This window comes from Methylopila capsulata, from assembly GCF_016907975.1.
GTDB classification, from domain to species: Bacteria; Pseudomonadota; Alphaproteobacteria; order Rhizobiales; family Methylopilaceae; genus Methylopila; species Methylopila capsulata.
On record NZ_JAFBCY010000003.1, the window covers coordinates 570,637 to 590,003 of the forward strand.

Annotated in this window: 16 protein-coding genes and 1 pseudogene; 13 read left to right on the forward strand and 4 right to left on the reverse strand. The window is 71.9% G+C overall.

What is annotated here, in order from left to right; all coding sequences use genetic code 11:
- The first annotated feature begins 261 nt into the window (after nt 1–261).
- The 10 genes and pseudogenes from ileS to JOD31_RS19530 form a co-directional block, all read left to right on the forward strand.
- Complete coding sequence (ileS, locus tag JOD31_RS13895; RefSeq protein ID WP_204950931.1) at nt 262–3,336, forward strand: isoleucine--tRNA ligase; 3,075 nt, start codon at nt 262–264, stop codon at nt 3,334–3,336.
- A 193-nt stretch (nt 3,337–3,529) separates the two neighbouring features.
- Nucleotides 3,530–4,027 carry a signal peptidase II gene (gene lspA, locus JOD31_RS13900; protein WP_204950932.1) on the forward strand — a complete coding sequence of 166 codons (498 nt, stop codon included), beginning with the start codon at nt 3,530–3,532 and terminating at the stop codon, nt 4,025–4,027.
- Between the two features lie 55 nt (nt 4,028–4,082).
- The gene (locus tag JOD31_RS13905) at nt 4,083–4,736 is read left to right on the forward strand and encodes a hypothetical protein (RefSeq protein ID WP_204950933.1); all 654 of its coding nucleotides are present in this window, start codon (nt 4,083–4,085) and stop codon (nt 4,734–4,736) included.
- A gap of 289 nt (nt 4,737–5,025) precedes the next feature.
- On the forward strand, nt 5,026–6,417 hold the full coding sequence (locus JOD31_RS13910) for a M16 family metallopeptidase (RefSeq protein ID WP_204951418.1): 1,392 nt from the start codon (nt 5,026–5,028) through the stop codon (nt 6,415–6,417).
- A gap of 59 nt (nt 6,418–6,476) precedes the next feature.
- On the forward strand, nt 6,477–7,820 hold the full coding sequence (locus tag JOD31_RS13915) for a M16 family metallopeptidase (protein ID WP_210341493.1): 1,344 nt from the start codon (nt 6,477–6,479) through the stop codon (nt 7,818–7,820).
- Nucleotides 7,821–7,894: 74 nt separating this feature from the next.
- A complete protein-coding gene (gene mutL, locus JOD31_RS13920) occupies nt 7,895–9,697 on the forward strand; it encodes a DNA mismatch repair endonuclease MutL (protein ID WP_204950935.1) in 1,803 nt (600 codons plus the stop codon).
- 5 nt (nt 9,698–9,702) lie between these two features.
- Nucleotides 9,703–10,515 carry a hypothetical protein gene (locus JOD31_RS13925; protein ID WP_204950936.1) on the forward strand — a complete coding sequence of 271 codons (813 nt, stop codon included), beginning with the start codon at nt 9,703–9,705 and terminating at the stop codon, nt 10,513–10,515.
- An 82-nt stretch (nt 10,516–10,597) separates the two neighbouring features.
- On the forward strand, nt 10,598–11,206 hold the full coding sequence (locus tag JOD31_RS13930; RefSeq protein ID WP_204950937.1) for a hypothetical protein: 609 nt from the start codon (nt 10,598–10,600) through the stop codon (nt 11,204–11,206).
- Nucleotides 11,207–11,228: 22 nt separating this feature from the next.
- The gene (locus tag JOD31_RS13935; protein WP_204950938.1) at nt 11,229–12,476 is read left to right on the forward strand and encodes a sensor domain-containing diguanylate cyclase; all 1,248 of its coding nucleotides are present in this window, start codon (nt 11,229–11,231) and stop codon (nt 12,474–12,476) included.
- An 820-nt stretch (nt 12,477–13,296) separates the two neighbouring features.
- A pseudogene (locus tag JOD31_RS19530) lies at nt 13,297–13,773 on the forward strand (GGDEF domain-containing protein); the annotation flags it as partial.
- Between the two features lie 44 nt (nt 13,774–13,817).
- Here the strand turns inward: JOD31_RS19530 and rsmD are convergent.
- Entirely contained in the window at nt 13,818–14,378 is a 561-nt protein-coding gene (gene rsmD, locus JOD31_RS19535; RefSeq protein WP_204950939.1) for a 16S rRNA (guanine(966)-N(2))-methyltransferase RsmD, read from the reverse strand.
- Nucleotides 14,359–16,359: a pseudouridine synthase gene (locus tag JOD31_RS19540; protein WP_204950940.1), complete on the reverse strand. Its 2,001-nt coding sequence runs from the start codon at nt 16,357–16,359 to the stop codon at nt 14,359–14,361. The genes rsmD and JOD31_RS19540 overlap by 20 nt, the downstream gene beginning before the upstream one ends.
- Before the next feature lie 123 nt (nt 16,360–16,482).
- Between JOD31_RS19540 and JOD31_RS13950 the strand changes: the two genes are divergently transcribed.
- From JOD31_RS13950 to JOD31_RS13960, 3 genes are all read left to right on the forward strand, one after another.
- The gene (locus tag JOD31_RS13950) at nt 16,483–16,929 is read left to right on the forward strand and encodes a nucleoside deaminase (RefSeq protein ID WP_204951419.1); all 447 of its coding nucleotides are present in this window, start codon (nt 16,483–16,485) and stop codon (nt 16,927–16,929) included.
- Nucleotides 16,930–17,004: 75 nt separating this feature from the next.
- Nucleotides 17,005–17,163, forward strand: coding sequence for a YqaE/Pmp3 family membrane protein (locus JOD31_RS13955; RefSeq protein ID WP_020186423.1), 159 nt, complete (start codon nt 17,005–17,007; stop codon nt 17,161–17,163).
- Entirely contained in the window at nt 17,160–17,543 is a 384-nt protein-coding gene (locus tag JOD31_RS13960; RefSeq protein WP_204950941.1) for a DUF4112 domain-containing protein, read from the forward strand. Before JOD31_RS13955 ends, JOD31_RS13960 begins: the two co-directional genes overlap by 4 nt.
- Nucleotides 17,544–17,578: 35 nt before the next feature.
- Here JOD31_RS13960 and JOD31_RS13965 read toward each other — a convergent pair whose 3' ends face one another.
- Both JOD31_RS13965 and JOD31_RS13970 read right to left on the reverse strand, forming a co-directional pair.
- Nucleotides 17,579–18,415: a patatin-like phospholipase family protein gene (locus JOD31_RS13965; protein WP_204950942.1), complete on the reverse strand. Its 837-nt coding sequence runs from the start codon at nt 18,413–18,415 to the stop codon at nt 17,579–17,581.
- A complete protein-coding gene (locus tag JOD31_RS13970) occupies nt 18,412–19,326 on the reverse strand; it encodes an alpha/beta fold hydrolase (protein WP_204950943.1) in 915 nt (304 codons plus the stop codon). Before JOD31_RS13970 ends, JOD31_RS13965 begins: the two co-directional genes overlap by 4 nt.
- Nucleotides 19,327–19,367: the final 41 nt, after the last annotated feature.

Below are 19,367 nucleotides of genomic sequence, written 5' to 3' on the forward strand. Positions count from 1 at the left end.
GCTATTGGTCCCGGCTCGGAGGCCGAGACAAGAACGAGCGCCTTCCGCCCACCCTTCACTTGTCAGCAAGCCCGACCCTGCTACAAGGCGCGCAACCTCTTCGCCTGAGGCTTGGATCCATGCGCCTGCGTCTGTCTCCCACCTTCCGAATTACCGGCCCGGCCTTCGCCTGAGCCGCGCGGGTCGCGCGTTGCTCACGCGACGGGCCGGGAGACGACACGCCGCCTGACCGACGCCTCACGAGACACCCGGACGCGCCCCATGCCCTCCGACGTTAAGTCCTCCGACACGACGCCCCGCGACTACTCCGAAACCCTGTACCTGCCGCAGACCGATTTCCCCATGCGCGCCGGCCTCCCCCAGAAGGAGCCGGAGCTGCTGAAGCGCTGGGAGCGCATCGGGCTCTACGAAAAGCTGCGCGCGTCCAGCGCCGGACGGAAGAAGTACGTCCTGCACGACGGCCCGCCCTACGCCAACGGCCACCTGCACATCGGCCACGCGCTCAACAAGATCCTGAAGGACGTGGTGGTGCGCACCCGCCAGATGGCGGGCTTCGACTCGAACTACGTGCCGGGCTGGGACTGCCACGGCCTGCCGATCGAGTGGAAGGTCGAGGAGGTCTACCGCGCCAAGGGCCTGAACAAGGACGAGGTGCCGGTCATCGAGTTCCGCAAGGAGTGCCGGGAGTACGCGCAGAACTGGATCGGGATCCAGTCCGCGGAGTTCCAGCGCCTCGGCGTCACCGGCGACTGGAAGGACCCCTACACCACCATGAAGTTCTCGGCCGAGGCGCAGATCGCCCGCGAGATCATGACCTTCGCCAAGTCCGGCCAGCTCTACCGCGGCTCGAAGCCGGTGATGTGGTCGGTGGTGGAGCGGACCGCGCTCGCCGAGGCCGAGATCGAGTACCAGGAGTTCACCAGCGACACGGTGTTCGTGGCGTTTCCGCTGTCTTCCCCCTCCCCCCTTGCGGGGGAGGGTCGGGGTGGGGGGTGGTCCAGAACGGAGCGCGACGGCGACGCCGCGAGCGGCGCCATGGGCGCCACGTCCGGCGCCACCCCCACCCCTAACCCCTCCCCACAAGGGGGAGGGGAACTGGAGAACGCCTCCGTCGTCATCTGGACGACCACGCCCTGGACCCTGCCCGGCAACCGCGCCGTCGCGTACTCGCACAAGATCGCCTACGGCCTCTATGAGGTGACCGAGGCGGCCGAGGACAACTGGGCGAAGGTCGGCGCGCGCTACCTCCTCGCCGACGCGCTGGCCGAGGGCGTGTTCAAGGCCGCCAAGGTCACCGGGTTCTCGAAGGTCCGCGAAGTTTCGGCCGAAGAGCTCGAGGGCCTCGTCGCCGCGCATCCGCTCAAAGAGCACGGCTACGACTTCGCCGTCCCCCTGCTGCCCGGCGACCACGTCACCGACGACGCCGGCACGGGCTTCGTGCACACGGCGCCCGGCCACGGCCGCGAGGACTTCGAGCTCTGGATGGACCATCGCTTCGATCTGGAGAAGCGCGGCATCAGCTCGAAGATCCCCTACACGGTCGACGCCGAGGGCTTCCTCACCAAAGACGCGCCGGGCTTCACCGGCCGCTCGGTCATCACCCACAGGGGCGACAAGGGCGACGCCAACCAGGCGGTGATCGACGCGCTGGTCGCGGGCGGCCGCCTCGTCGCGCGCGGCAAGCTGCGGCACCAGTACCCGCACTCCTGGCGCTCCAAGAAGCCGGTGATCTTCCGCAACACCCCGCAGTGGTTCATCCACATGGACCGCGACATCGCCGGCCCCGCGGACACGCTGCGCTCGCGGGCGCTGGCCGCGATCGAGGCGACGGCGTTCTACCCGCCCCAGGGCAAGAACCGCCTGCGCGGCATGATCGAGGGTCGGCCGGACTGGGTGGTCTCGCGCCAGCGCGCCTGGGGCGTGCCGATCACCGTGTTCGTGCACAAGGAGACCGGCGAGATCCTGCAGGATCCGCGCGTCGACGCCCGCATCGCGGAGGCCTTCGAGGCCGAGGGCGCCGACGCCTGGTTCGCCGACGACGGCTCGCGCTTCCTCGGCAACGACCACGCGCTGTCGGACTACGACAAGGTGCCCGACATCCTCGACGTCTGGTTCGATTCGGGCTCGACCCACGCCTATGTGCTGGACCGTCGGCCCGACCTCAGCCCGACGCGCATCGTCGACGGCGGCGAGGACCAGGTGCTCTACCTCGAGGGCTCGGACCAGCACCGTGGCTGGTTCCACTCGTCGCTGCTGGAAAGCTGCGGCACGCGTGGGCGGGCGCCCTACGACGCGCTGCTGACCCACGGCTTCGTGCTCGACGAGCAGGGCCGCAAGATGTCGAAGTCGCTCGGCAACATTGTCGCGCCGCAGAAGATCATCGAGCAGTCCGGCGCCGACATCCTGCGCCTCTGGGTCGTGCTGTCGGACTACGCCGACGACCTGCGCATCGGCCAGGAGATCCTGAAGACCGCGAGCGACGCCTACCGCAAGCTGCGCAACACGCTGCGCTGGATGCTCGGCGCGCTGGCGCACTTCCAGGACGGCGACGTCGTCGCGGTCGAGGACATGCCGGAGCTGGAGCGCTACGTGCTGCACCGGCTGGCGGAGGTCGACACCGAGGTCGAGGCCGCCTACGAGGCCTTCGACTTCAAGCGCGGCTTCGCGAGCCTGTTCACCTTCCTGACCAACGACCTCTCGGCGTTCTACTTCGACGTCCGCAAGGACGCTCTCTACTGCGACCCGGCGTCGTCGGTGACCCGCCGCGCCTGCCTCACAGTGATCGACCGCGTGTTCCGCACGCTGGCGACGCGGCTCGCGCCGCTGCTGCCGTTCACCGCCGAGGAGACCTGGCTGTCGCGCTTCCCCAGCGAGGACGGCTCCGTTCATCTCGAGCTCTACGCGCTGGCCGACAACGCCTGGCGCGACGAGGCGCTGGCGGCGAAATGGGAAAACGTCCGCAAGGTCCGCCGCGTGGTGACCGGGGCGCTGGAGATCGAGCGCGCGGCGAAGCGCATCGGCTCGTCGCTGGAAGCCGCGCCGGTGGTTCACGTGACCGATCCGGAGCTCGCCCTGGCGCTGAAGGGCGTCGACCTCGCCGAGGTCGCGATCACCAGCGCCATCAAGGTCGTCTCCGACGAGGCGCCGGCCGACGCGTTCCGTCTTGCGGACGTGGCCGGCGTCGCCGTCGTCCCGGCGCGGGCGGAAGGCCGGAAATGCGCCCGCTCGTGGAAGGTGACGCCCGACGTCGGCGCGGACGCCGACTACCCCGACGTCACCCCCCGCGACGCCCAGGCGCTGCGCGAGTGGGAAGCCGCCCGGAGCCGCGCGGCGTGAGGCGCGTCAAGCTCCTATCCCTCCCCTGGGACAGGGGAGGGTGGCCCCGCCGCACGGCGGGGTCGGGCGGGGTGGGCCGCAGGGTGGAGCCCCACCCCCAAGGCCCCACCCGACCCTTTGCTCCGCAAAGGGCCACCCTCCCCACGCCTTCGGCGCGAGGAGGGATCCCCGCGCCCCGTCCGGCGATCGCAGCATGACCCTCGCCTCCCCCGCCCGCCGCGCCTATGCGCTCGCGATCGTCGTCTTCGTGCTCGACCAGGCGCTGAAGCTCTGGGCGCTGTTCGTGTTCGACCTCGCCGCCAAGGGCCGCGTCGCCGTCGCGCCGCTGTTCGACCTGGTGCTCGTCTGGAACACCGGCGTCTCCTACGGCCTGCTGCAGCAGGACAGCGATTTCGGCCGCTGGGCGCTGGTCGCGCTCCACGTGGTCGCCTCGATCGCGATCACGATCTGGATAGCGCGCGAGAAGGACGCGCTGTCCGCCTGGGCGCTCGCGCTCATCCTTGGCGGCGCGGTGGGCAACGGCGTCGACCGGGTCGCCTACGGCGCCGTGGTCGATTACGCGCTGCTGCACTGGGGCGAGGTCACCTGGTACGTGTTCAATCTGGCCGATGCGGCCATCGTTGCGGGGGTCCTGCTGCTTCTGTATGGTGCGCTCCGCGGCTCGAAGGGCGCCACGGGGGTAACTTCGTAGAGCGTCACGTCCTCAGGACAGGAGCCGCCCGGGTCTCGGCTGCAAGGACACGTCGATGAAGCGTCAGATCAAAGCCCTCGTCGCGCCTGCCGCGTTTGCGGTCGCCGCGCTCGGCTTGGCTCATCCCGCCCAGGCGGCGGACGACATGGGCTCCAACCCCATCACCGAACTGTTCGACGCGTTCGGCATGGGCGACAAGGAAAAGCCCGACATCGACTACCGCGAGCGTCCGGCGCTGGTGCCGCCGCCGGCGGTGGGCCAGTTGCCCCCGCCGCAGGCGAAGGGCGCCGTCGCCCAGTCGACCGGCCAGTGGCCGCTCGATCCCGACGCCGAGCGCCGCGCCCAGCGCAAGGCCCTCGCCGACGTGCCGCGCACCGAAGAGCGGGACTACCTGCTCGACCGCAATTCGCGCCTGTCGCCGAGCGAGCTGAACCGCAAGCGCACGGCCGAGCCGGACGCCGCGGGCGTCGCCGGCTATTCGTCGCCGACCTACGACAACACGAACGACCGTCTGAGCCCGAGCGAGCTCAAGGCGCGCAAGACGCAGACCGCCGAGGCGGTCCCCGCCGGCGCCGAGCCGAAGCGCGCGCGGCTGACCGACCCGCCCTCGGGCTACCGCACCCCGGCCTCGACCGCGCCCTACAAGGCGCCGGAGGCCGAGGCCTCCTGGTACAAGAAGATCAATCCGTTCTCGAGCGAGGGCCACTGAGGCCTCTCCTCGTTCCGACCGGAAAAAGGCCGGCCGCTCCTGCGGGCCGGCCTTTTTGTTACGGCGATTTAACCGCCTCATCGGGTCGTGACGTCGACCGCCGCTCGTGGCGGATCGCCGGTTCGTCTATATATGCAGGCGACGCGCCTGCGTCGTCGCGGGCCTCCCGCGGCGATCTCGCGCCCCGGACGCCAACTCTCCCCGGCCGCTTCGCCCGACAAAGGACGCCGCCCGCCTGATGACCGGCCCCCGCCCGTTCACCCGCTTCTTCGGAGGTTTCGCCGCAACCATGGCCGCTGCAACGCTCGTCGCCTCCCTCGCCGGGCTCAAGCCCTCCGCCGCCGCGGCGGACCCCGCCCGCGCGTCTGGTCCCGAGGTCTCGACCTTCGCCCTCGCCAACGGCCTCGAGGTGGTGGTGATCCCGGACCACCGGACGCCGGTCGTCACGCACATGGTCTGGTACAAGGTCGGCTCGGCGGACGAGCCCGCGGGCGTCTCCGGCATCGCGCACTTCCTCGAGCACCTGATGTTCAAGGGCACGGCGAAGCACCCCGCCGGCGCGTTCTCGAAAGTGGTCGCCGAGCTCGGCGGCCAGGAGAACGCCTTCACCTCCTACGACTACACCGCCTATTTCCAGCGCGTCGCCAAGGAGCACCTCAAGGAGGTGATGTCCTTCGAGGCCGACCGCATGACCGGGCTGCAGCTCACCGACGAGGTGGTGAACCCGGAGCGCGACGTGATCCTCGAGGAGCGTCGCTCGCGCGTCGACGGCGATCCCTCGTCGCAGCTCTCCGAGGCCGTCGCCGCGGCGCTGTTCGTGAACCACCCCTACGGGACGCCCATCATCGGCTGGGAGCATGAGATGGAGACGCTGTCCCGCGCGGACGCGATCGCCTTCTACGAGCGCTTCTACACGCCGAACAACGCCATCCTGGTGGTCGCGGGCGACGTGGAGCCCGCTGAGGTCAAGGCCATGGCCGAAGAGACCTACGGCAAGGCCCCCCGCCGCGCCGACCCCGGCGCGCGCAAGCGCCCGACCGAGCCGGAGCCGCGCGCGGCGCGCCGTGTTTCGCTGTCCGACCCGCGGGTGACGCAGCCCTCGATCTCGAAGCAGTTCCTCGCGCCCTCCTACGAGACCGCGAAGGGCGACCAGGCCTACGCGCTCGATCTGCTGGCGCAGCTGCTCGGCGGCGGCCCCACTAGCCGCCTCTACAAGGCGCTCGTCGTGGAGAAGGGCGTCGCCGCCAACGCCGGCGCCTGGTACCAGGGCGACGCGCTCGACGACGGCCGCTTCGCGGTCTACGGCAGCCCGCGCGGCGGCGCCTCGCTCAAGGAGATCGAGACGGCGCTCGACGAGGAGATCGCCAAGATCGTGGCCGACGGCCCGACGCCGGAGGAGCTGGTCCGCGCCAAGACCCGCCTCGTCGCCGACACGATCTACGCGCAGGACAACCAGGCGACGCTCGCCCGGATCTACGGCGCCTCGCTCGCCACCGGCGGCACGGTCGCCGAGGTGCAGGGCTGGCCCGACAAGATCCGCGCCGTGACCGCCGATCAGGTGCGGGACGCCGCGCGCGCCGTGCTGCAGCCGCGCCGGGGCGTCACCGGCGAGCTTCTGACCGCAAAGCCCGCCGCCGTTCCCGTCACCGCCGAGACGGCCGCGCCGGGGGCGCGCCCGTGACGGGCGGCCTCGCCGCCCCTCGCCTGTCCCGCCGCCTGTCCGGAGTCTTCGCCGCCGTCATGACCGCAGCCGCCATCGCTCTGCCGACCGCCCCCGCCCGCGCCACCGAGATCCAGCGGGTCCAGACGCCGGCGGGCGCGGAGGCCTGGCTCGTCGAGGAGAACACGGTCCCGGTGGTCGCCGTTGAGCTCGCCTTCAAGGGCGGCGCGGCGCAGGACCCCGAGGGCAAGGCCGGCCTCGCCCACCTGATGTCGGCGCTGCTTGACGAAGGCGCGGGCGACCTCGATTCCGAAGCCTTCCAGCAGACGCTGGAGGACAAGGCGATCGAGCTCAACTTCTCCTCGAACCGCGACGGCGTGACCGCGAGCCTGCGCACGCTGCCGGAGAACATCGACGAGGCGTTCCGGCTGCTCGGCCTCGCGCTGTCGAAGCCGCGCTTCGAGACGGCGGACGTCGACCGCATGCGCGGCCAGCTCTCCGCGCAGATCCGCCGCGCCGTGCTCGACCCCGACGACATGGCCGGCCGCACCTTTTTCGCGGAGGCGTTCCCCGGCCATCCCTACGGCGTTCCGCCGCGCGGCACGGTCGAGACCCTCGGGGCGATCAGCCGCGACGACCTCGTCGCCGGCCATGCGCGCCTGATCGCCCGCGACAACGTCGCGATCGGCGTCGTGGGAGCGATCACGCCCGAGCGTCTCGCCGGACTGATCGACGGCGTGCTCTCGGGTCTCCCCGCGAAGGCCGGCCTCGTCCCGGTTCCGACCGTGCAGCCCAAGGGCGTCGGCCGCACCGAGGTGGTCGAGCTGGACGTGCCGCAGACCTCCATCATCTTCGGCCGCGCCGGCCCGCTCCGGAACGACGACGACTTCATCCCGGCCTATGTGGTCAACCACATCCTCGGCGGCGGCTCGTTCTCGTCGCGGCTGTTCACCGAGGTGCGCGAGAAGCGCGGCCTGGCCTACGGCGTCTACAGCTACCTCGCGCCCTACGATCACGCCGGCATGGTGCTCGGCGGCGTCGCGACCCGGAACGACCGGGCTGGGCAGTCGGTCGACCTGATCCGCGCCGAGATCACGCGCATCGCCAAGGACGGACCGACGGCGGAGGAGTTGGCGAGCGCCAAGAAGTACCTGATCGGCTCCTACGCGCTGCGCTTCGACACCTCGGCCAAGATCGCGAACCAGCTGGTCCAGCTGCAGCTCGACGACCTCGGCATCGACTACATCACGCGCCGCAACGCGCTGGTGGAGGCGATCACGCCCGAGCAGGTGAAGACGGCGGCGGCGAAGCTGTTCGGCGACGGTTCGCTGCTGATCATCGCGGTCGGCAAGCCGCAGGGCCTCGGCGACGTCAACGTGCGCGCGCCGGAAGCCGCCCCGGCCACCCCAGGCGCTCCAGGCTGAGACCCATCGCCCGCCGCGCGCCGTTCCGCGCACGATGCTAGAGTGACGGCCCGACTCGCGAGCCGTCACATCTGATGCCCGTCCGCCTCCTCACCGACACGGTCGCGAACCGGATCGCCGCCGGCGAAGTGGTCGAGCGCCCCGCCTCCGTGGTGAAGGAGCTCGCCGAAAACGCGCTCGACGCCGGCGCGCGGCGGATCGAGGTGGTGCTCGAGGGCGGCGGCGCCCGGCTCATCCGCGTCTCCGACGACGGCTGCGGCATGGACCGCAACGACCTCGTCCTTGCGGTCGAGCGTTTCGCGACCTCCAAGATCGCGTCCGACGACGATCTCGTCGGCGTCGCCACCATGGGCTTCCGCGGCGAGGCGCTGCCCTCGATCGGCGCGATCGCCCGGCTCGATATCGCGACCCGCACGGCGGACGCGCCGCACGGCTGGCGGCTGACGGTCGAGGGCGGCGCGAAGGGCGAGGTCGAGCCCGCGGCCCTGCCGCACGGCACGCGCATCGAGGTGCGCGACCTGTTCTTCGCGACCCCCGCCCGCGCCAAGTTCCTGAAGTCCGAGCGCGCGGAGGCGCAGGCCGCGGCCGAGGTGGTGCGCCGGCTGGCGCTCGCCGCGCCGCAGGTCGACTTCACGCTGGTGGTGGCCGAGCGCACCCTGCGCTTTCCGGCGGTCGCGCCGGACGCCGCCGGCTTCGCGGAGCGCCTCGCGCAGGTGCTCGGAGCCGAGGTCGCCGAGGCGGTGATCCCGATCGACGGCCTGCGCGAGAGCGCGCGCCTCGTCGGCCATGTCGGCCTCAGCCACCTGCACCGGGCGACGGCAGGCGCGATCTACCTCTCCGTCAACGGCCGCCCCGTCCGCGACCGCCTGCTGGTGGGCGCGCTCAAGGCCGCCTACCAGGACGTCATGCCGCGCGACCGCCATCCCGTGGCGGCGCTCGACGTCCGGGTCGGCCCCGGCGAGGTCGACGTCAACGTGCATCCGGCCAAGGCGGAGGTGCGGTTCCGCGATTCCGGCCTGATCCGGGCGCTGCTGGTCTCGACCGTCCGCAGCGCGCTCGCGGCCCACGGCCCCGCGCCTTATGCCGCGGGCGGCGCCGAGATCGCGCGCTTCGTCACGCGCGGCCCCGCGCCGTCGCCCGCCTATCGGCCGACCGCAGCGCCCGCGCCGCGGTGGAGCGCGCCCGCCCGCGGCTTCGGCGAAAGCGCGCAGGCGGCGTTCTCGGTCGACCTCGTCGACCTCCCCCCGCAGGCCGCACCGCACGTGGCCGACGCCGCGCCCGACGGCGCCCGTGACCGCCCGCTCGGCGCCGCCAAGGCTCACCTCCACGACACCTACGTGCTGGCCGAGACTCGAGATGGCGTGGTCCTGGTCGACGCCCACGCCGCGCACGAGCGCCTGGTCTACGAGGAGCTGAAGCGGTTGCGGGCGACCTCGGGCGTGCCGCGGCAGGAGCTGCTGGTCCCCGACGTGGTCGATCTCGACCCGGCGGACGCGGAGCGCGTGCTCGCGCACGCCGAGACGCTCGCGACGCTCGGCCTCAGCGTCGAAGGCTTCGGCCCCGGCGCGCTGCTGGTGCGCGCGACGCCCGCCCCGCTCGGCCCCTGCGACGGCGCCGCGCTGCTGCGCGACGTGGCGGAGGCGCTGGCCGAAGGCGACGCCGAGGCCGCGCCGCTCGCCCGCAGGCTCGATCACATCCTGGCGACCGTCGCCTGCCACGGCTCAGTGCGCTCGGGCCGCAAGCTCAAGCCCGACGAGATGAACGCGCTGCTGCGCGCGATCGAGGCCGAGCCCGCCGCCTCCACCTGCAACCACGGCCGCCCCACCTTCGTGCGGCTCAGCACCGCCGATCTCGAAAAGCTGTTCGGACGGCGGTGAGCGGAATGAGCGCCCCTGCCGTTCGCGCTGTCCTCATCGGAGTTCTCATCAGCGTTGCGGCGGCGACCTGGTTCGATCTGACGTATCCCCCTGTTCTGGGGCGGCTTAAGAACGCCAGCGGTTGGCAAACCTTCAAGGTTTGGTCGTTCTCGTTCCTTCTCCTCGCTGCGCTTCCGCTCTCTGCGCTCGCGCTCGTGGTTCGGCGTCGTTGGACGGCTCAAACCTTGGGCGTGCATCTGGCGATGTTCGCGGGACTACTTTTCCTGGCGACGATCGCCAGAAGTCCGAGCCGAAGCTCTCCGGCCGACCTGATAGCGTGCTTGTCCGCGCTAGTGAGCTTCGGAGTTCTTGTTCTCGAGGTTCTCGCCTTCGTGTGGGCTCTGGCGCTTGGAAAGCGGGCTGGAAGAGCGGCGCCCGCCGTCTCGAGCGTCTGGCTGCTGTCGGCAATTCTGGGCGGCGCCGCGTCAGGAGCGACGCTTTGGTCACTTCTCCTTCCCCCAACCATCATCGCCGCCGCCGAGGCTGCCGCAGGAGACGATCCGTATTGTGTAATCAATCGCGTCGGCGCTGCAGGCAGCAACCGCGATCTCACTGGTTTTAGTATGGTGTCTCAGGACGGCTTTGATCCCCACGCGATGCTGGTGATCCGCCGGAGCGACGGCGACGAGATACGGCACTGGTCCTATCGTCTGGGGCGCTTCGAGCCATTGCCGGAGACGATCAGCCGAAACGTCCTGGTGTCCGAACGCGCGGCATGTCGCCCGCGGTCTCACGCCACACGGGATTTTGGCTGGGTTCGTTCGCTCGGAAGCGATTGATCCGGCGCAAGCGGGTTGATCCTCCGGTTACGGTCACGCACACAGGACGCGTCGACGATCAGATCGAAACGGACAGGCCGCCATGCTTCAACAGACCGCCACCGATCTCGCCCTGCGGCTCGCCGCGGTCTATGCGCTGGTCGGCGTGTTCGTCGCGCTCACGCTCATCGTCGCGCTGACCATGGCGCGGATCGTGAAGACGCCGCGGGTCATGCGCACCGGCCTCTACGGGCTCTATCTGCTGTCGATCCTCGGCCTGATCACGGCCTACGCCGCCGGCGCGCTGACCCCGCCTGGCGACGCCGCGAGCCGCATCGCCGCGACCGCGGAGAGCGCGAAGGCCTTCGACGCCCGCAACGCCGCGATCACGCCCGGAGACGCCGAGGCGGCGACGGCGCCTTCGACCGTCGGCACGGTCTACATCCAGGCGCCCGACATGGACTCCCGCTTCGCCGCCGAGGACCTTTGGCGCGACCTGCGAGCGGCCGGCTTCCAGTCGCCCGGCATCGAACTGGCGCCGGGCCGCGCGCCCTCGACGCCGGAGGTGCGCTACTTCAATGACGCCGACCGCCCGCTGGCCGAGCAGGTGGCGGCGATCGCGGCCAAGCGTGGGCTTCAGGGTTCGGTGGTGAAGACCATCGCGTCCTACAAGGCGCCTCCGGGCCAGATGGAGTTCTGGTACCCTCGCTGAACGAGGTGAGGGGGGAGCGACGATGGCGGCGATCCGTCGACCGCTTTCGATCCGGGAGAGACGTCTTCTCGACGCGATCGCGAGCCCGGTGCTCGTGGTCGCAGGCGACGACGTCCCCGTTCTGGTCGCCATAAACCCGGCCGCCTGCCGCCTGCTCGGGCGATCCTCCGCGGGACGGCCGACTTTGGAGAGCGCGATCGGCCCCGAAGCCGCGGCGACGCTCGCCAAGGCGATCGCGTCGATGGCGCTGGGCGGGCCGGGGCCCAGCGTCACGCTCGCCTGCGGCGCGGCGGGGATGATCCGCTTCGATCTCGGCCGGGATCCCCACGACCCCGGCCTGGTCATGATCGCGCTGCGCAGCGCGACCGATCCCCTGAGCGCGATCGAGGAGCTGGCCCAGATGCGCTCCGTGCTGGAGTCGCTCCCGGTCGGGGTGGAGATTTACGACCGCGACTTCAACGCGCTGTTCTACAACGGCGCCTCCGACGCGCTGTTCGACTACGAGGGCGCGGCGGTGCTCAGCCACGACGCCTGGTGGCGGCACGCCTTTCCGGACCCCGCCTTGAGGCGCGCCGCGCGGGAGGACTGGCGGCGCACCGTCGCCGCCGCCAAGGCCGACCCGTCGCGCGCCCATATGCGGGAGTGGACGGTGCGGGCCCGGGATGGCTCGATCCGGACGGTGCAGTTCTACTACCGGTTCCTCGGCGACCGCTTCGCGCTCGTGCTGTGGGACGTCACCGAGCAGCGCCGGCTGGAGTCGGAGCTGCGCGCGGCGGCCCGCACCGACGCGCTGACGGGGGTCGCGAACCGGCGCCGCTTCGCGGAGAGGCTCGCCTACGACATCGCGGCGGCGCGCTCCAGCGGCAAGCCTCTGGCGCTGATCGCGCTCGACATCGACCACTTCAAGGCGATCAACGATCGGTTCGGGCACGCCGTCGGCGACGAGGTCCTGAAAGCGGTGGCGAAGCGGGCGTCGGGCGCGCTTCGCCACGACGACATGATCGCGCGGGTCGGCGGCGAGGAGTTCGCCGCCCTGCTGCCGAGGACGACCGGCGAGGAAGCGAAGCTGATCGCGGACCGCCTGCACAGGGCGATCGTCGGTTCGCCGATCGTCCTCGAAGAGCTGACGCTCGGGGTAACGATCAGCCTCGGCGGCGCCCTGCTGCGGGCCGAAGACGCCACCCCGGAAACACTGATGGCCCGCGCGGACGCAGCGCTCTATGCGGCCAAGGCCCGCGGCCGCAACCGCGTGTCGTTCGAAGGCGACTGACGACCCCGAGGCGCGGCGCCAGAGAGCCACAGGCGCCTTCGCCCGACGGTCCGCATCGCCAAGCCGAACGGCGCCGGCGCAAAAGAGGCCGCTGGCGTTTTCCGCCACGTTTGCTGGTATACGTAATTTTCCAAATGTCCCAGAGCAGAGCCGTCACCGCTTGATGCGCCTCGACGTTCCAACGATGATCGCCTGCTCGGCGGTGGTCCTCGCTCTGCTGGGCGCGTCCCTGCTGTTGTCCTGGGCGGGCTCCGGGCGGCCCAAGCGGCTGTGGTGGTGGGCCCTGCCGTTCCTGTTCGCCGTCGCTTCGGCCGCCCTGCTGGTGGGCGACGGCTTTCTCCTCAACGAGTGGCAGGAGCGGATCGCCGTCGCGGGCGTCCTCCTCGCGCACGGTTTCGCCTGGCAGGCCGCGCGCGCCTTCGATCGGCGCTCCAACGTCGTCGGAACGGCGTTGGCCATCGCCCTCGGCTGGATCAGCGTCGACGTCGCGGCGCAGGCCCTCGGCCTGCCGGCCGCCGGCGGCGTGACCCGCACGCTGTGCGTCGCGGCGCTGAACGGGTTGATCGCGTGGGAGTTCTGGCGCGGGCGCGACGAGGCCCTGCCGTCGCGGCGCCTCATCGTGTCGCTGATGGCGCTCTTCGCCGGCCTCAGCGCGGTCCGCGCCCCGTTCGTCCCGTTCCTTCCCGCGCCGCTCGGCCTCGGCTCGCCGGAGGTGTGGGCGGTCGTGATCTACAACGCCGCCGTCGTGGCGCAGGCCTCCGCGACCGTCGCCCTCGTCGTCGCCATGTCCCGGGAGCGCGTCGCGCTCGCAAACTACGAGATGGCGCTGCGCGACCACCTGACCGGCGCGCTGAACCGGCGCGCCTTCGACCAGGAGTTGCTGCTGCTCGAGAACGAACGCTCCTCCGAGGCCGTGGGCGTCGCGGCGCTGGTGTTCGACATCGACAACTTCAAGGCGATCAACGACCGCTACGGCCATGACGTCGGCGACGTCGTCATCGTGCAGGCGGCGGCGGCGGCGCAACGCTCGATCCGCGCGCGCGACGCGCTGTTCCGGATCGGCGGCGAGGAGTTCGTCTGCCTGCTGCCCGGCGCGACGCTGGCGCAGGCGGAGACGGTCGCCGAGCGGCTGCGGCGGTCGTTCGCCGAAACCCGGATCAGGGCCGGCGAGCACGTGGTCCGCGCCACTTTGAGCGTCGGCGTGTCCTCGACCGAGCTCGACTGCGTCCATGTGGCCGAGATCGTCTCCTTCGCCGACGAGGCGATGTACGCCGCGAAGAGCGCGGGGCGGAACCGCACGATCGTCTCCGATCGGCCGAAGATCCGGCGCAGCGACCTGCGTCAGGCCGCGCGCAGCAACGCGATCCGGGTGTCGCCGTACGTGCGGATCTCAAGCGGATCGAATCCGGCCAGCGCGATGGCCGCCACGTCCGCCGCCTCTTCCCAGACGACCAGCGCGCCGGGCGCCAGCCAGCCGCCGTCACGCGCCGAGGACAAGGCGCGCTCGCCCAACCCGCGCCCATAGGGCGGATCGGCGAAGACCAGATCGAACGGAGCCGTCGCGCCGACCGGGCCCATGCGGGTGGCGTCGCGGCGCGCGATGCGCGTCTGCCCGCCGAGGCCGAGCGTCTCCACATTGGCGCGCAGGCAGGCGCGGGCCTCGGCCCCCTCGTCCACGAACAGCGCGAACCGCGCCCCGCGCGACAGCGCCTCGAAGCCGAGCGCTCCGGTGCCCGCGAACAGGTCCAGCACGCGCGCGCCGTCGGCCGGATCGCCATAGGCGTGGGCGAGCACGTTGAACACGGCCTCGCGAAGCCGGTCCGTCGTGGGACGGATCGCGCGCGAGTCCGCGGCCGGGCCCTTCAGGGCGCGGCCCTTGAATTTACCCCCGACGATCCGCACCGCCCGGCCGTCCCCTGCCGCCGCCACCGCCCGACGGCTTGAAGCCGCCCGGCTTGCCGCCGGGGCGTCCGCCAGGCTTGCCCGACGAACCGCCCGGCTTACCCCCGAAGCCGCCCGGCTTGCCGCCCGACCTGCCGGCCGGCTTGCCGCCAGCGCCGCGCGGAGCGTCGCTGCGAGGCGGCCTGCTTCCCTGCGGGCGGTCGCCCTGAGGGCGCTCGCCGCGGGGCTTGTCGCCGTACGGCCGGTCGCCGTCGCGGCGCGGCGGACGATCGCCGAACGCCTTTCCGGCGCCGGACCGCTCCGTCCGCGGGCGGTCGCCCTGCGGACGCGCGCCCTGGGGGCGATCACCTTGGGGACGATCACCCTGGGGCCGGTCGCCGCGAGGCCGCTCGCTGCGCGGGGCGTCCTCGGAGCGCCAGCGCGGCTCGGACCGGCGGCCGCCCTCTGCGGTCGCCGCAGGCCGCGGCCGGTCGCCGGAGGGCGCACGCGCAGGCCGATCTCCAAAGCTCCGCGCCGGGCGCTCGCCACGGTCGGGACGATCGCCGGACGGCGCACGCGCGGGGCGATCGCCAAAGCTGCGCGCCGGGCGCTCGCCGCGGTCAGGACGATCGCCGGATGGGGCGCGGGCCGGGCGGTCTCCAAAGCTGCGCTGCGGACGATCGCCACGGTCGGGGCGGTCGCCGCGCGAAGGTCCGCGGCGCTCGCCGTCGGCGCGCGGGCCGCGGGGGCCACGGGCTTCGTCGCCCTCACGCGGCTTGAAGCTCCGGCCGGCGGGCTTGCCGTCGCGGGCTCCGGGCTTCGCACCGGGACGCGGTGGCCGCGGGGCGCGGCCGGGCGCACCGAAACGTTCGGCGGCCTCGGGATCGGCCTTGCGGGCGCGCCGGGGCGCGGGCTCGTTCTCGGCGCGGGCCACCCGCTCGACCTTGACGGCGCGGCCCTTGCGATCGGCGACGGCCGGGGCGCGCTTGGTGCGCGTCGGCCGCTCCTCGGTCTCGCCCTCGGCGAGGGTCGGCGGCGCCGGCACGTCGCGCGGACGCGCCAGCGGGGCCTTGCGGCCGACGCGCTGCGACGGATCCTTGAGACGGCTCTGGTCGGCGGCGGCGCGCTTGTCCGGCGTCTTGCGCCCGGCGCCGCGACCGCCGGTGACCACCGGCGCGTCCTCGCCATGGCTGACCGCCTCGGCCTCGAAGTCGCATCCGGCCTCGTCGATCAGACGCTTGCCGAGCTGATCCTGAAGCACGCGCGTGCGCACCTCCTCGACCGCGCCTTCGCCGAGGTCGCCGAGCTGGAACGGACCGAAGGACACCCGGATCAGCCGGTTCACGGCGAGGCCGAGATGCTCGGCGACGCGCTTGACCTCGCGGTTCTTGCCCTCGCGCAGCCCGATCATCAGCCAGACGTTGTCGCTCTGCTGGCGCTCGATGGTCGCTTCGATGCCGCCGTAGGCAAAGCCGTCGATCGTCACGCCGTCCTTCAGCGCGTCGAGCTTGTCCTGGGTGGTCCGGCCGAAGGCGCGCACGCGGTAGCGGCGCAGCCAGCCGGTCTCCGGCAGCTCCAGAACGCGGGCGAGGCCGCCGTCGTTGGTCAGCAGCAGCAGGCCTTCGGTGTTGATGTCGAGCCGGCCGATGGTGACCACCCGCGGCATCGCCGGCGGCAGGATCTCGAACACCGTCTCGCGGCCTTCGGGGTCGTGGGTGGTCGTCACGTAGCCGCGGGGCTTGTGGTAGAGCCAGAGCCTCGTGCGCTCGCGGGCCGGGAGCGGGCGGCCGTCGACGGTGACGGCGTCCTCCCCGGTGACGTTGCGCGCGGCGCTGTCGATGGTCTGGCCGTTGACCGCGACGCGGCCGGCCTCGATCCAGGCTTCCGCCTCGCGGCGGGAGCCAAGGCCGGCGCGGGCGATGACCTTCGCCACGCGCTCGCCCGGAGGGGGCGTCGCGGCGTCGTCGGGACTGGCGTCGGGGCGGTCGGTCGAGTCTGTCATGATCGCCGGGCGATAGCACGCGCAGGCGCGGTTTACGAGCGGTTATCGTCCTGTCGACAGCGGGCGCCCGCGGAGGTTACCTCTCGTGCGCACGCGAACCCGCAGGAGACGTCCGTGACCCCGATGGAGCGCGCCCTCGCCGAGGCGCGGGCCGCCGCCGCCCGCGGCGAAGTGCCCGTGGGCGCCGTCGTCACCCGCGACGGCCAGGTGATCGCCGCGGCCGGCAACCTGACCCGCGCGCGCAACGACCCGACCGCCCACGCTGAAATCGTCGCGATCCGCCTCGCCTGTGAGGCGCTCGGCGCGGAGCGCCTCACAGGCTGCGACCTGCACGTGACGCTTGAGCCCTGCCCGATGTGCGCCGGCGCGATCTCCTTCGCCCGCATCCGCCGGCTGTATTTCGGCGCGGAGGACCCCAAGGGCGGCGCCGTGACCTCCGGGGTGCGGCTCTACGACCAGCCGACCTGCCACCACGCGCCCGAGGTCTACCCCGGCATCGCGGAGCGCGACGCGGCCGACCTGCTAAGGGTCTTTTTTCAGGGCCTGCGCGATCCCATCTCGGACAGGTGAACGAAACGCCGCCCGCGGCGTTTCCGACCCGAAGCCGTCGGCCGTTCCGACGCGCGAGACCCGAGGTGAAACCGCATGGACGTCGTCCGCATCCTGATCGCCATCCTGCTGCCGCCGCTCGGCGTGTTCCTGCAGGTCGGCATCGGCCTGCATTTCTGGCTGAACATCCTGCTGACGCTCTGCGGCTACATCCCGGGCATCATTCACGCCATCTGGGTGATCATCCGCAAATGACCGCCAAGGCCGCCGCCGGCTTCGCCGGGCGCATGGAGCCGCCGTCGCGTCAGACGTCGCTGGACGATCTCGACCGGCTCGCCGATCTGCTCGACACGCGCTGGCGCATCCCCGGCACCAACTGGCGCTTCGGGGTCGACGCGATCGCCAGCATCGTGCCGGTGGCGGGCGACCTGTCGACGGCGGTGGTCTCGGCCTACATGATCAAGCGCGCCCACGACCTCGGCGCGCCGAACCACATTCTGGCGCGGATGGTCGGCAATGTCGCGATCGACACGGTCGTCGGCAGCGTGCCGTTGATCGGCACGGTGTTCGACTTCGCCTTCAAAGCGAACCGCCGCAACATGACGTTGCTGAAGAAGCACTTCGCGGGGCGGTAGACCGCGATCGGCCGCGCTGAAGTCGGGTGGCCGCCTTACCCCAACACAGCCTCGATCGCCCGCTTGGTCTCGTCCTTGGCGGCCTCGCTCGCGCGCAGCACCGCGGTGGTCTTCAGGAAATCCAGCAGCGTGATCGCCTCGACGTTGGGGCGGATCAACGCCTCGGGCGGCCGGCGCATGAGCTTTCCCGCGACGATGGTCGTCTGCATGATCTGAAGCGAGCCCAGCGTCGTCTCGAACGCGTTCGGGACGCGGCCTTCGCTCGCGACGGGGCCGCCGGTGACGTCGACGGCGATGACCGCGTCGAGATCTTCCAGAACGTCGAACGGCAGCGGGTTGGTCATCGCGCCGTCGATCAGCGTCCGGTCGCGATGGACCACCGGTCGGAACAGCCCAGGGATCGCGATCGACGCCGCGACGGCCGGCCGCAACGGCCCGTCGTCGAAGCGGATCTCAGCGCGTCCGAAGAAATCGGTGGCGACAGCGGTGAAGGGGATCTGCAGCGCCTCGAAGGTCTCGGGCACGCTCTCCGGCAGGAACTGCGCGAGCAGCCGTTCGGCGTCGACCAGCACCGGGTTCCGCGAACCGGCGCCGAACAGGTCGGACAGCCGGCCGACCCGCGCCTTCATCAGCTTCGAGAACACCGAGCCGCGGTCGCGCAGCATGGCGGCGGTATGGGCGCGAAGCTCCGCGGCGGACAGGCCCGCAGCGTAGGCGGAGCCATAGATCGCACCGATGGAGACGCCGGCGATCGCGGCCGGCCGCACGCCCAGTTCGTCGAAGGCCTCGAGCGCATGAAGATGGGCGAGGCCGCGGGCGCCGCCGCCCCCAAGCGCGAGGCCGATCCTCCGGCCCGTCGGACTGTCCGTCACGCGTGATCTCCAAAGAAGGTCAGGAGCGCCTTGGCGGTGGCCTGCGGCGCCTCCTCCGGCAGGAAGTGGCCGCAGGCCAGCGCCTCCCCGCGCACGTCGTCGGCCCAGTCCCGCCAGACGTCGATCGGCCGCCCGCCGCCCTGGCCGGGAAAGCCGGTCTCGCCCCACAGCGCCAGGACGGGCGCCACGATGCGTCGACCCGCGGCGTGGTCGGCCTCGTCGGCGGCGACGTCGAGCGTCGCGCCGGCGCGGTAGTCCGCGCAGGTCGCCGCGACGCGGCCGGGGTCGGCGAAGAACGCGCGGTAGTGATTGAGCGCCTCGCAGCCGAAGGCGTCGAGCGTCTTCGCCGCAGTCCAGCTCGCGAGCGTCCATTCCAGGAAATAGCTGGGGTCGGCGGCGATCAGCGTCTCGGGAAACGGCGCCGGCTGGGCGAGGAAGGCCCAGTGGTAGGCCGACAGCGCCCGCGCGCGGCCGAAGCCGGCCCACATCCGCTCGGTCGGCACGATGTCGAGCACGGCGAGCGTCGCGACGCGCTCGGGGTGGTCGAGCGCCAGGCGATAGCCGACGCGGCCGCCGCGGTCGTGGCCCGCGACGGCGAAACGCTCGTGGCCGAGCGCCCGCATCAGGCCGACCATATCCTCCCCCATCACGCGCTTGGCGTAGTTCTCCGGCGTCGGGGGCGGAACGGAGGACCAGCCGTAGCCGCGCAGGTCCGGCAGCACCACGGTGAAGCGCTCCGCGAGCAGGGGCGCGACATTGCGCCAGCACACATGCGTCTGGGGGTAGCCGTGCAGCAGCAGAAGCGGCGGCCCCTCCCCGCCGACGCGCGCGAACAGCCGGACGTCGTCCGCGACGTCGACCCAGCGCGGCGCAAAGCCTGGAAACAGGTCGGCGAGCGCGGCCTTGGCCATCGTCCCCTCCTCCAACACCCCATCCTCCAGTCTAGCGCGTC

Bases quoted from the DNA above. Each gene is read 5' to 3' on its own strand.
- ileS (WP_204950931.1), top strand. From the start codon at position 262: ATGCCCTCCGACGTTAAGTCCTCCGACACGACGCCCCGCGACTACTCC.
- lspA (WP_204950932.1), top strand. From the start codon at position 3,530: ATGACCCTCGCCTCCCCCGCCCGCCGCGCCTATGCGCTCGCGATCGTC.
- JOD31_RS13905 (WP_204950933.1), top strand. From the start codon at position 4,083: ATGAAGCGTCAGATCAAAGCCCTCGTCGCGCCTGCCGCGTTTGCGGTC.
- JOD31_RS13910 (WP_204951418.1), top strand. From the start codon at position 5,026: ATGGCCGCTGCAACGCTCGTCGCCTCCCTCGCCGGGCTCAAGCCCTCC.
- JOD31_RS13915 (WP_210341493.1), top strand. From the start codon at position 6,477: ATGACCGCAGCCGCCATCGCTCTGCCGACCGCCCCCGCCCGCGCCACC.
- mutL (WP_204950935.1), top strand. From the start codon at position 7,895: ATGCCCGTCCGCCTCCTCACCGACACGGTCGCGAACCGGATCGCCGCC.
- JOD31_RS13925 (WP_204950936.1), top strand. From the start codon at position 9,703: ATGAGCGCCCCTGCCGTTCGCGCTGTCCTCATCGGAGTTCTCATCAGC.
- JOD31_RS13930 (WP_204950937.1), top strand. From the start codon at position 10,598: ATGCTTCAACAGACCGCCACCGATCTCGCCCTGCGGCTCGCCGCGGTC.
- JOD31_RS13935 (WP_204950938.1), top strand. From the start codon at position 11,229: ATGGCGGCGATCCGTCGACCGCTTTCGATCCGGGAGAGACGTCTTCTC.
- JOD31_RS19540 (WP_204950940.1), bottom strand. From the start codon at position 16,359: ATGACAGACTCGACCGACCGCCCCGACGCCAGTCCCGACGACGCCGCG.
- JOD31_RS13950 (WP_204951419.1), top strand. From the start codon at position 16,483: ATGGAGCGCGCCCTCGCCGAGGCGCGGGCCGCCGCCGCCCGCGGCGAA.
- JOD31_RS13955 (WP_020186423.1), top strand. From the start codon at position 17,005: ATGGACGTCGTCCGCATCCTGATCGCCATCCTGCTGCCGCCGCTCGGC.
- JOD31_RS13960 (WP_204950941.1), top strand. From the start codon at position 17,160: ATGACCGCCAAGGCCGCCGCCGGCTTCGCCGGGCGCATGGAGCCGCCG.
- JOD31_RS13970 (WP_204950943.1), bottom strand. From the start codon at position 19,326: ATGGCCAAGGCCGCGCTCGCCGACCTGTTTCCAGGCTTTGCGCCGCGC.